Below are 12,302 nucleotides of genomic sequence, written 5' to 3'. Positions count from 1 at the left end.
TCAGCCGACCAGCGGTTTTCGATCAGAGGCTTTGCATTCCGAGCGATGAAGGGTTAACATCCGCAACCCTTAAAAACCGACGACCTCAGCCGCGATTTTTGCGACGAGAACGTTGACCCCGGTAATGAATGAAGGTAGCTCTGGATGCCAGCCGTCAAAGTTAAAGAGAACGAACCCTTCGACGTAGCTCTGCGTCGTTTCAAGCGCTCCTGCGAAAAAGCCGGTGTTCTGGCTGAAGTTCGTAGCCGCGAATTTTACGAGAAGCCGACTTCCGAGCGTAAGCGCAAAGCAGCTGCTGCTGTTAAGCGTCACGCCAAGAAAGTTCAGCGCGAACAGCGCCGCGCCGTACGTCTGTACTAATACACAGACGTTCGCTGCAAGCTTCTGCCAAGCCCGGCCCTCAGCCGGGCTAATGGCATTTGCGGACAACGCTTGATGCTTCACCGTCAACGCCGCGCATGCGACCGAGACGATCCGCTTCACCACGTCAGACCTGGCTTCCTGCCAGCGGTGCACGTCTCTTCTGACGAGCCTTCCAAGGCTACTGACGAGCACATTTTTATTCTGATTCCTCAACAGACTCAGCCCAAGGCGCCCTTCTCCAGCGCCCGCTTATGAGCCATCCGAGACCTGTCGGACTCAGAGCAATATCTTCAAATAGTCGAAGACTGATTGAAACTAACGTCAGTGGACTTTCGGCAGATACACTTCCCGATAGCGATCAAGCCGACGACAGATGGTCGAACGCGCAGCCGTTGCGTCTCGAGCAGCCCACTTTCGAAGCCTTCGCATTGGTCCAATTCTTTCGCGCAGTGATGACGAGAACGCCATGGCCGGGCTGATTCCCCAGAGCTTTATTGACGACCTTCTGAACCGCACCGACATCGTCGATGTTGTCAGCTCGCGCCTGCAGATGAAAAAGGCCGGCAAGAACTACACCGCCTGCTGCCCGTTCCACAAGGAAAAGACCCCCTCCTTCAGTGTCAGCCCCGACAAGCAGTTCTACTACTGCTTCGGCTGTGGCGCGGGCGGCAACGCCCTCGGCTTCATCATGGACCACGACAACCTGGACTTCCCCCAGGCAGTCGAGGAACTGGCCAAAGCCGCCGGCATGGAGATCCCGCGCGAGGAAAGCGGTCGCTCGCACAAGCCCCGGCAGCCGACCGACTCGCCGCTCTATCCGCTGCTGACCGCCGCCGCCGATTACTATCGCCAGGCCCTGAAAAGCCATCCGGCCCGCAAGGCCGCGGTCGATTACCTCAAGGGGCGCGGCCTGACCGGCGAGATCGCCCGCGACTTCGGCCTCGGTTTTGCACCGCCCGGCTGGGACAACCTGTTCAAGCACCTGAGCAGCGATACCCTGCAGCAAAAAGCCATGATCGACGCCGGCCTGCTGATCGAAAATGCCGAAACCGGCAAACGCTACGATCGCTTTCGCGACCGGGTGATGTTTCCGATCCGCGACAGCCGCGGCCGGATCATCGCCTTTGGTGGCCGGGTACTGGGCGACGACAAACCGAAGTACCTGAACTCGCCGGAAACGCCGGTTTTTCACAAGGGCCAGGAGCTTTACGGCCTGTTCGAAGCCCGCAAGAACAACCGCAACCTCGACGAAATCATTGTCGTCGAAGGCTACATGGACGTGATTGCCCTCGCCCAACAAGGCCTGCGTAACGCCGTTGCGACCCTGGGTACCGCCACCAGCGAAGAACATCTCAAGCGCCTGTTCCGTATCGTGCCCAGCGTCCTGTTCTGTTTCGACGGCGACCAGGCCGGGCGCAAGGCCGCCTGGCGCGCGCTGGAGGCGACCCTGTCCAGCCTGCAGGACGGTCGCCGGGCGCGTTTTCTGTTTCTTCCCGAAGGGGAAGATCCGGATACCCTGGTCCGCTCCGAAGGCACCGACGCCTTTCGCGCACGCATCAATCAACACGCTCAACCGCTGGCCGATTACTTCTTCCAGCAACTGACGGACGAAGCCGATCCACGTTCGCTCGAGGGCAAGGCCCACCTGGCCACTCTGGCTGCACCGTTGATCGACAAGGTCCCCGGAGCCAACCTGCGGACCCTGATGCGCCAGCGCCTCAGTGAAATTACCGGGCTCAACAACGAGACCGTCAACCAGTTGGTGCACAGCACCCCACAAGAAGCGCCACCGGCGTACGACGCCGGCATCGATTACGACGCCATGCCGGACTATGCCGACTACCACGAGCCGCAAGAGGCCTATGTGCCGCAGCAGGAGTGGACGCCGAAGAAAAGCGGTGCCGGCGGCAAGAAGTGGGAGAACAAGCCTTGGGACAAAAAGGGCAAGCGTAATGGCGATCGTGATCAACCACGTGCCCCGCGCGTTCCGGCCGCCGTCGAACCTCCTACACTGTCAGCCCTTCGAACATTGCTGCATCACCCGCAACTGGCCGAGAAAGTTGAAGACGCCGGGCATTTCGCCGCCGACGACAACACCAATACCCAGTTGCTGGTCGCCCTGATCGAAGCCGTGCAGAAAAATCCTAAGCTACGCTCTATTCATCAACTGATGGCGCGTTGGCACGGCACGGAGCAGGGCCGCCTGATCAAGGCGTTGGCAGAAAAGGAATGGTTGATTGAGGGCGATAACCTTGAACAACAGTTTTTCGACACCATTAAAAGCTTGTCCGCTCGCCAAAGTGAGCGTGCTTTGGAACAACTTCTCAGGAAATCGCGTCAAAGCGAATTGAGTGGCGAAGAAAAAATTCAGCTACTTGAGCTTTTAAAACGCAATGTTCCCGCATCAAACCCGACCTCAACTGGCGCGTGAGGTCATAGCTCGGGTATAATCCTCGGCTTGTTTTTTGCCCGCCAAGACCTTCAGTGGATAGGGTGTTATGTCCGGAAAAGCGCAACAGCAGTCTCGCCTCAAAGAGTTGATCAGCCGTGGTCGTGAGCAGGGTTACCTGACTTACGCGGAGGTCAACGACCACCTGCCGGAGGATATTTCAGATCCGGAACAGGTGGAAGACATCATCCGCATGATCAACGACATGGGGATCAACGTATTCGAGAGTGCTCCGGATGCGGATGCCCTTTTGTTGGCCGAAGCCGATACCGACGAAGCAGCAGCTGAAGAAGCCGCCGCAGCGTTGGCGGCTGTGGAAACCGACATTGGTCGCACTACCGACCCAGTGCGTATGTACATGCGCGAAATGGGTACGGTAGAGCTGCTCACACGTGAAGGCGAAATCGAAATCGCCAAGCGTATCGAAGAGGGCATCCGTGAAGTGATGGGCGCGATCGCGCACTTCCCTGGCACGGTTGAGCACATCCTCTCCGAATACACTCGCGTCACCACCGAAGGTGGTCGCCTGTCCGACGTCCTGAGCGGTTACATCGACCCGGACGACGGCATCGCGCCGCCTGCCGCCGAAGTACCACCGCCTGTCGATGCCAAGGCCGCGAAAGCGGACGACGACACCGACGACGATGACGCCGAAGCCAGTGACGATGAAGAAGAAGCCGAAAGCGGTCCGGATCCGGTCATCGCAGCCCAGCGCTTTGGCGCCGTTGCCGACCAGATGGAAATCACCCGCAAGGCGCTGAAAAAGCACGGTCGTGAACACAAGCAAGCCCTGGCTGAAATGCTGGCCCTGGCTGAACTGTTCATGCCGATCAAACTGGTTCCGAAGCAATTCGAAGGCCTGGTTGAACGCGTTCGTAGCGCCCTGGATCGCCTGCGTCAGCAAGAGCGCGCGATCATGCAACTCTGTGTTCGTGATGCTCGCATGCCACGCGCCGACTTCCTGCGCCAGTTCCCTGGCAATGAAGTGGACGAAAGCTGGTCCGACGCACTGGCCAAAGGCAAGGCCAAGTACGCCGAAGCCATCGGTCGCCTGCAACCGGACATCATCCGTTGCCAGCAGAAGCTGACCGCGCTCGAGACCGAGACCGGCCTGACGATCGCCGAGATCAAGGACATCAACCGTCGCATGTCGATCGGCGAGGCCAAGGCCCGTCGCGCTAAGAAAGAGATGGTCGAAGCCAACTTGCGTCTGGTGATCTCCATCGCCAAGAAGTACACCAACCGTGGCCTGCAATTCCTGGACCTGATCCAGGAAGGCAACATCGGCTTGATGAAAGCGGTAGACAAGTTCGAATACCGTCGCGGCTACAAGTTCTCGACTTATGCCACCTGGTGGATCCGTCAGGCGATCACTCGCTCGATCGCCGACCAGGCCCGCACCATCCGTATTCCGGTGCACATGATCGAGACGATCAACAAGCTCAACCGTATTTCCCGGCAGATGCTGCAGGAAATGGGTCGCGAACCGACCCCGGAAGAGCTGGGCGAACGCATGGAAATGCCTGAGGACAAGATCCGCAAGGTATTGAAGATCGCTAAAGAGCCGATCTCCATGGAAACCCCGATCGGTGATGACGAAGACTCCCATCTGGGCGACTTTATCGAAGACTCGACCATGCAGTCGCCAATCGATGTCGCCACCGTTGAGAGCCTCAAGGAAGCGACTCGCGAAGTACTCTCCGGCCTCACTGCCCGTGAAGCCAAGGTGCTGCGCATGCGCTTCGGCATCGACATGAATACCGACCACACCCTCGAGGAAGTCGGTAAGCAGTTCGACGTTACCCGTGAGCGGATTCGCCAGATCGAAGCCAAGGCACTGCGCAAGCTGCGCCACCCGACGAGAAGCGAGCACCTGCGCTCCTTCCTCGACGAGTAATACCAAGACCCCCAGCCCTGCTGGGGGTCTTGTTTTGTGCAGTTTAAAACTCCCCGCGCCTCACTCCCTCCGGATTGCCCGTCTACACTCGAAACATTCCCCCGTGTCATAACGAGACCGTTATGCCCAGACTGCCGACCGTGCTGGTGCTGTCGCTGCTCGCCTGGACCGCAACGGCCGGCGCGCTGACACTCACCGATGAAGAACGTGGCTGGCTTTCCGCCCATCCGGAATTGCGCCTGGGCGTCGACGCTTCGTGGCCGCCCTTCGAATATCGCGATGAGGAAGGGCGCTACCAGGGCCTTGCGGCGGACTATATCCATCTGATCCAGGATCGCCTGGCGATCACGCTCAAGCCGATAGAACCCGCCAGCTGGAGCGAAGTGCTCGAAGCCGCGAAAAAGGGCAAGCTGGACCTGCTGCCGGGCATCATGTCGACCCCAGAACGGCAAAACTATCTGGCTTTCACCCGCCCGTACCTCGATTTCCCCATTGTGATCCTGGCCCATAAAGGCGGCGCGCAACCTCGCAAGCTCCAGGACCTGTACGGCCTGAAGATCGCCGTCGTGGAGAATTACGCCCCCCATGAACTGCTGCGCACCCACCATCCCGACCTGAACCTGGTCGCCCTGCCCAATGTGAGTTCGGCCTTGCAGGCACTGGCCCTCAATCAGGTCGATGCCGTGGTCGGCGACCTGGCTTCCAGTGTCTGGAGCTTGCGGCAGTTGAAGCTCGACGGGCTCTATGTCAGTGGCGAGACGCCCTACCGCTATCAGCTGGCCATGGGCGTCCCCCGTGACAGCAAGATACTGGTAAGCATTCTCGACAAGGTGCTGGCTGACATAAGCCCGGCGGAGGTCAACGAGATCCAGCAGCGCTGGGTGGGCAATGTGCTCGACCACCGTTCGTTCTGGTCGGACCTGCTGTTCTATGGCCTGCCAGGGCTGCTCCTGCTGTTTGCCATTCTGGCGGCAGTGATCCGCATCAATCGCCGGCTGAGCTCCGAGATCGCAAGGCGCGTGGCCCTGGAACAGGAACTGCGCAGCAGCGAATACCATTACCGCGGCCTGGTCGAAAGCCTGTCGGCGATCGCCTGGGAAGCGCGCATCAGCGACTTCACCTACAGCTACGTGTCGCCCCATGCCGAGCAATTGCTGGGCTATCCCCTTTCGCACTGGCTGATTCCCGGGTTCTGGAGAAACATCATCCACCCCGCCGACCTGACGCGCGCCCAGCACTTTTGCGACCACGAAGTCCTGGCCGGGCGCGATCACAGCCTGGACTACCGAGTAATCACCGCCGATGGCCGCTGCCTGTGGGTTCGCGACATCGTCAGCCTGATCGAGCATGGGCATGAACCGATCATGCGCGGCCTGATGATCGACATCAGCGAGACAAAACGCACTGAAGAGGCCCTGCAGCTCTCGGAACAGAAATTCGCCTCGGTCTTCCAACAGTGCCCGGACATCCTGGTCATTGCCCGCCTGTCGGATGGCTGCCTGCTGGAGGTCAACGAGGCGTTCGAAGAACAGATCGGCCTGAGTGCCTCGCAAGTCGTGGGCCAGACGGCCACCGAGCTGAATATCTGGGGTATTCAGGGCGTCGGCCCCGGGCTGCTGCAACGCTTGCAGGCCGGCAGTATCCGTAACCTGGAAATGCCCTTTCGGCGCAGCAACGGCCAGCTGTTCACCGGGCTGATCTCCGCCGAACCCTTCGACCTCGACACTACGCCCGCCCTGGTCGTGGTGGTTCGCGACATCAGCCAGTTGAAGGAAACCCAACAGCAGCTGCAAACCTCAGAAGAGAAGTTCGCCAAGGCTTTTCACGCCTCGCCGGACGGCCTGCTGCTAAGCCGCCAGCGCGACGGCTTGCTGATAGAGGTCAACGAAGGTTTCAGTCGTATCACCGGCTTCAATAGCGCCATGTCCGTCGACCGTTCCACGCTGGAGCTGGGCATCTGGGTCAACCTCAACGAGCGCCGGCAGATGCTCGACCTGATGCAGCGGGATGGCTTCGTACGCGACTTCAGCTGCCATATTCGCCGCAATGACGGTCAGATCCGCCTCTGCGAGCTCTCGAGCCGGCCGCTACCGATCGGCGACGAAGACTGCATGCTGACCATCGCCCGCGACATCACCGAGCGCCATCTGATGCAGGAGAAGCTGCAACAGGCCGCCACCGTGTTCGAGAGCACCGCTGAAGGCGTACTGATCACCGATACCCAGCAGCACATCAGCGCGGTCAATCGGGCGTTCACCGAAATCACCGGCTACAGCGAAACCGAAGCCCTGGGCCACACCCCTCGCCTGTTGGCTTCCGGCCTGCATGACAGCGCCTTTTACGCCGCCATGTGGCACCAACTGACCGCCGAAGGTCATTGGCAAGGGGAAATCTGCAATCGACGCAAAAATGGCGAGCTGTATCCCAGCTGGCTGACCATCAGCGCGGTGCGCAACAAAGACCGGTTCATCACCCACTTCGTCGCGGTATTCGCCGATATTTCCAGCCTCAAGCACGCCCAGGCCAAGCTCGATTACCAGGCGCACCATGATCCGCTGACCGGCCTGCCGAACCGCACCCTGTTCGAAAACCGCCTGCTGACCGCCCTCAACAACCAGCAGGAGAACGGTGGCCAGGGCGCCGTGCTGTTTCTCGACCTGGACCGCTTCAAGCACATCAATGACAGCCTCGGCCACCCGGTCGGCGACCTGCTGCTCAAGGGCATTGCCGTGCGCCTGAAAGAACAACTGCGGGATATCGACACCGTGGCCCGCCTGGGTGGCGACGAGTTCATCATCCTGCTACCCGGGCTGCAGCAGCCCAGCGATGCCGACCACATCGCCAACAAGCTGCTGAACTGCTTCACCGCGCCGTTCCAGGCCGGCGAGCACGAGTTTTTCATCAGCGCCAGCATCGGTACCAGCCTCTATCCCAAGGACGGTTGCGACGTGGCCACCCTGGTCAAGAACGCCGACGCCGCCATGTACCGCTCCAAGGCCAAAGGCCGCAACCGGGTCGAAAGCTACACCCGCGACCTGACCGCCCAGGCCAGCGAGCGCGTGGCCCTGGAATATGAACTGCGGCGAGCCATCGAGCGCAACGAGCTGTATCTCTACTACCAACCCAAGATCAGGCTGGGCGACCACGAGCTGGTAGGCGCCGAAGCCCTGATCCGCTGGCATCACCCGACCTTTGGCGATGTCCCGCCCGAACACTTCATCCCCCTGGCCGAAGAGAACGGCATGATCCTGCAGATCGGCGACTGGGTGCTGGAACACGCCTGCCAACAGTTGCGCAAGTGGAACGAGTGCTACGACAGCTTCGGCCCGCTTTCGGTCAATCTCGCCGGCGCCCAGTTGCGCCAGCCGAACCTGCTGGGGCGGATTGAACAGCTGCTGAAAGACAACCGCCTCAAACCCGGATTCCTGCAGCTGGAAATCACCGAGAACTTCATCATGAGCCAGGCCGAGGAAGCCCTGGAGGTCCTGCACCAGCTCAAGCGCCTGGGCGTTCAGCTGGCCATCGACGATTTCGGTACCGGCTACTCGTCCCTGAGCTACCTCAAGCGCCTACCGCTGGATTTCCTGAAAATCGATCAATCCTTCGTCCGCGGCCTGCCCGACGACCCCCATGATGTGGCTATCGTGCGGGCCATCATCGCCCTGGGCCGCAGCATGCAATTCACCGTGATCGCCGAAGGCGTGGAAACCCATGACCAGCAGGTATTCCTCGGGAACGAAGGCTGCGAACAGATCCAGGGCTACATCATCAGCCTGCCGCTGAGCGCCGACGAATTCGCCGCGACCTTTCTGCGCCTTCCCGTTTCGGATTTTTCGGATAGCACAGCCGAGAAACCGTCGCTATAATCCGCGGCCTACTGAGGGCCTATAGCTCAGTCGGTTAGAGCAGAGGACTCATAATCCTTTGGTCCACGGTTCGAGTCCGTGTGGGCCCACCACCTTGAAAGCCGCGCATTGCGCGGCTTTTGCGTATCTTCCGAGTGGTTTTACGTGGTTCTGATTACTTTCAAAACTGCAAAAACGCCCACAGAGTGTCCACTTCAAAACGCCGCCAACTTGAAACTGCCACTCCAGTCATAGTTTTCCCGACTCAGCCGCCAGGCCGGCAAAACGCCCGATCGTTTTTTCCAAGAAATCAGCCCTACCGCACAACTATTAAAAACCGCGACGGTCATAACCGTTCGGAAGTCGTGCATGGCCTTCGTTTGGTCCTAAACTGCACTTCTATGAATGGGGGAGAGCCTGTCCTTTCCCCGACGCGATGCACCACTTAAGCCACCCCATAATAATCAGAGTGGCCTGATGATTCGGACACAACACATGGAAGTAGTATCTACGGCGCCTTCGCCTGGCCGGGCAACGGGTTTTGCACGTTGCCGAAATATTCAGCAAGGCCCTGTTTTCATCATTGCATCCGGTAGTTCGGCAAAGGACTTCCCTATCGAAGCCTTCTCGAACATCCCGATGATCACCATGAACGGGGCCATCTCGATGTTCCGTGGCACCGGCATACAGCCCTTTTTTTATGTCTGCACCGACACCAGCTTCTCCCTCCAGCAACCCGAGCTCTTCACCCAGGCAATGGCTGTCAGTCAGCGTGTGGCGCTCTGGGAAGAACATGCCCGCACTGTTCCAATCCAGCCTCGCGGCGAGCTGTTTCTGCTGAAGAAGGCGCCACGACAGACCTGGACGCAGCGATTGCTCAGGAGCAACCGCGACCTGGTTCGCCCTCCCCTGTTCTGGGGCAACAGGAGCCGGACCATCGGCTTCAGCAAGAATCTCGAACTGGGTTTCTTCGACGCCCGCACGGTGGCTTATCTGGCACTGCAACTCGCCTATCACGCCGGCTTCAATACGGCGATCCTGGTGGGCGTCGACCTGAATCCTGCCCAGGGGCGTTTTTATGAAACGCCAGATACCTTCAAGTCGCCCTGCGGCCTGGACCAGCACCTGCAATCGCGGATCCTGCCGTCCTTGAAGCTGATGTCGGACAAGGTCATGGGCAAGGATTTTTCGGTCTACAACCTGTCCCCCACGTCGAGCATCCCTACTTCGATCATTCCCAAGATCAGTCTCGACGAACTCGACAAGCTGGTTAATCGCTGAGCATTCCATGCTCGGACGGATTGTATTCGCCCACAAAAAAACCGCGCCTTGCGCGGTTTTTCTGTAAGGCCAGGGTCAGCCGTTATTCGGGCAATGCATAAGCAATCACATAGTCCCCACGGTCCGGCGACTGACGCGCGCCGCCCGCGGTCAGCAGGATGTACTGCCGGCCGGTCTTGGGCGAAACATAGGTCATCGGCCCCGACTGGCTGCCCACCGGCAGGCGGGCTTTCCAGATTTCGTTGCCGTTGCCGGTATCGAAGGCGCGCAGGTAGAAGTCCTGGGTGCCGGCGAAGAACAACAGGCCGGACTGGGTTGCCAGGGACGCCCCCAGGGTCGGCATGCCGATCGGGATTGGCATGTGCATGCGAATGCCCAGGGGACCGGTGTCTTGCACGGTACCGACCGGCACCTGCCACACCAGCTTCCTGGTTTTCAGGTCGATGGCCGACATGGTGCCGAACGGTGGCTTCTGGCACGGAATACCGGCAGGCGAGAGGAAACGCTGGCGCATCGCCCCAAACGGCGTGCCGTCCTGGGGTACTACGCCCATTTCGATACCGCTGGCCCCGGCCGCGATCTGCGCCCGCGGGATCATGTAGTTGGCCAGGCCCAGGCGCATGTCGTTGACGAACATATAGTTGCTGTTCGGGTCCACCGACACGCTGCCCCAGTTCATGCCGCCCAGGGAGCCCGGGAACTGCAAGGCATGATCCAGGCCCGGCGGGGTGTAGACACCTTCATGGCGCATGCCCTTGAACTGGATACGGCACATCAACTGGTCAAATGGCGTGGCGCCCCACATGTCCGACTCGGTCAGGGTCTGGTTGCCGATCGACGGCATCTCCACCGAGAACGGCTGGGTTGGCGAGTAGCGTTCGCCCGGCATATTGCCCTGCGGCACCGGACGCTCTTCCACCCGAGCGATAGGCACGCCGGTTTCGCGGTTGAGCAGGAAGATCTCACCCTGCTTGGTGACCTGCGCCAGCGCCGGCTGCACCCCGCCCTTGTCGTCCGGCACGTCGTACAGCAGCGGCTGCGCCGGCAGGTCGAAGTCCCACAGGTCGTGGTGAGTGGTCTGGAAGTGCCAGCGCACCTGACCGGTCTTCACATCCAGGGCGACGATGGACGAACTCCACTTGTCGTCGAACTCCGTGCGCTGGCCAGCGAAGAAGTCTGGCGTGGCGTTGCCGGTCGGCAGGTAGACCAGGCCGAGCTTGGCGTCATAGGACATGGCCGACCAGACGTTCGGCGTACCGCGGGTGTAGGTCTCGCCCGCCGGTGGACGCTTGGTGGTGTTCGGGTTGCCCGGATCCCAGGCCCAGACCAGTTCGCCGCTGCGCACGTCGAAGGCGCGGACCACGCCCGGCGGCTCGCCGATGGAATAGTTGTCCGCCACCCGGCCGCCGACGATGACCACATTGCCGGCCACCAGCGGAGTCGAGGTCTGCTGGTAGTAGCCAGGCTTCACTTCACCCATGTCGGTTTTCAGGTCGACCGTGCCTTTGTCGCCGAAGTCTTCGCACGGCTTGCCGGTTTGCGCGTTGATCGCGATCAGGCGCGCATCGCCGGTCGGCAGGAACAAACGCTTGGTGCAGGCGGCCGGAGCGGCCGTTGCCTCGGCGCCAGGCTCGGCGGAGGCATCGAAGTAACCCAGGCCCCGGCACCGCTGCCAGTTAGGCGCCGAACCTTGCGGATCGAACTTCCAGCGTTCGGCGCCGGTGTCGGCGTCCAGGGCGAACACCTTGCCGTAGGCGGTGCAGGTATAGACCGTGTCACCGATCTGCAGCGGTGTGTTCTGGTCTTCGGCGCCCGCGCCGGTGCTTTGCGGAATATCGCCGGTGCGGAAAGTCCAGGCCACCTGCAACTGGTCGATGTTACCCTTGTTGATCTGGTCCAGCGCGGCAAAACGATTGCCGGCGGTGGTGTTGCCCCAGTGGGCCCAGTCTTTCTGCTCGGTATCTGGAGCCACAGGCTTGATCGCCGGCTCGCTGCTGGCCTTGACCACATGGGTCGGCACAAACATGTAGGCCAGGGTCGCCACGACGCCAATGCCCAGCACACCCGCCAGGCCATAAGCGCCACGGCCGGCGGTCGCGCCCGAAGCCCGCACCAGGGTCGGGTAGATCAGCGCCACCACCAGGCCGATCACGGCGAAGGTCAGCACCCGCGAAACCAGCGGCCAGTACTCCAGCCCGGCATCCCAGACCGCCCAGATCGCCGTCAGCACCAGCGCCACCCCATACAGCCAGGCACCGCGCGGGTTACGCCGGGCGATCAGCAGCCCGGAAACGATCATCGCCAGGCCCATCAGCAGGAAGAACCAACTGCCGCCCAGGCTGACCAGGTACCCACCCCCGCCGGCCAGCCCCAGACCGATCAGGGCGATCAGCACACCCAGCGCCCACAACAACCATTTGCCGCCGGTGGCAGCCCCAGAATTATTCATGTCGGAAATTTCTCCCAT

General features: G+C 60.7%; 6 protein-coding genes and 1 tRNA gene. 6 read left to right on the top strand and 1 reads right to left on the bottom strand.

The genetic code is table 11. From position 1 onward, the window contains the following. The first annotated feature begins 144 nt into the window (after nt 1-144). The 6 genes from rpsU (at nt 145) to BM019_RS20360 (ending at nt 9,835) form a co-directional block, all read left to right on the top strand. A complete protein-coding gene (rpsU, locus tag BM019_RS20385; RefSeq protein WP_002551877.1) occupies nt 145-360 on the top strand; it encodes a 30S ribosomal protein S21 in 216 nt (71 codons plus the stop codon). A 469-nt stretch (nt 361-829) separates the two neighbouring features. Then, nucleotides 830-2,794, top strand: coding sequence for a DNA primase (gene dnaG / locus BM019_RS20380; RefSeq protein ID WP_092419643.1), 1,965 nt, complete (start codon nt 830-832; stop codon nt 2,792-2,794). Nucleotides 2,795-2,861: 67 nt separating this feature from the next. Continuing rightward, nucleotides 2,862-4,709, top strand: a complete 1,848-nt coding sequence (gene rpoD, locus BM019_RS20375; protein ID WP_007926106.1) for an RNA polymerase sigma factor RpoD — start codon at nt 2,862-2,864, stop codon at nt 4,707-4,709. Nucleotides 4,710-4,831: 122 nt separating this feature from the next. Then, nucleotides 4,832-8,575: a bifunctional diguanylate cyclase/phosphodiesterase gene (locus BM019_RS20370; RefSeq protein ID WP_009045892.1), complete on the top strand. Its 3,744-nt coding sequence runs from the start codon at nt 4,832-4,834 to the stop codon at nt 8,573-8,575. Nucleotides 8,576-8,590: 15 nt separating this feature from the next. Continuing rightward, a tRNA-Ile gene (locus tag BM019_RS20365) sits at nt 8,591-8,667 on the top strand. A gap of 382 nt (nt 8,668-9,049) precedes the next feature. Next, entirely contained in the window at nt 9,050-9,835 is a 786-nt protein-coding gene (locus tag BM019_RS20360) for a lipopolysaccharide biosynthesis protein (RefSeq protein WP_239691090.1), read from the top strand. Nucleotides 9,836-9,917: 82 nt separating this feature from the next. Here the strand turns inward: BM019_RS20360 and BM019_RS20355 are convergent, their stop codons facing one another. Beyond that, entirely contained in the window at nt 9,918-12,284 is a 2,367-nt protein-coding gene (locus BM019_RS20355; protein ID WP_092419637.1) for a glucose/quinate/shikimate family membrane-bound PQQ-dependent dehydrogenase, read from the bottom strand. Nucleotides 12,285-12,302 lie beyond the last annotated feature (18 nt).

Source organism: Pseudomonas sp. NFPP07, assembly GCF_900115645.1.
In the GTDB taxonomy this organism is placed as follows: Bacteria; Pseudomonadota; Gammaproteobacteria; order Pseudomonadales; family Pseudomonadaceae; genus Aquipseudomonas; species Aquipseudomonas chlororaphis.
Note: the sequence above shows the minus strand (reverse complement) of the source record. Positions and strands in the feature narration are given on the sequence as shown.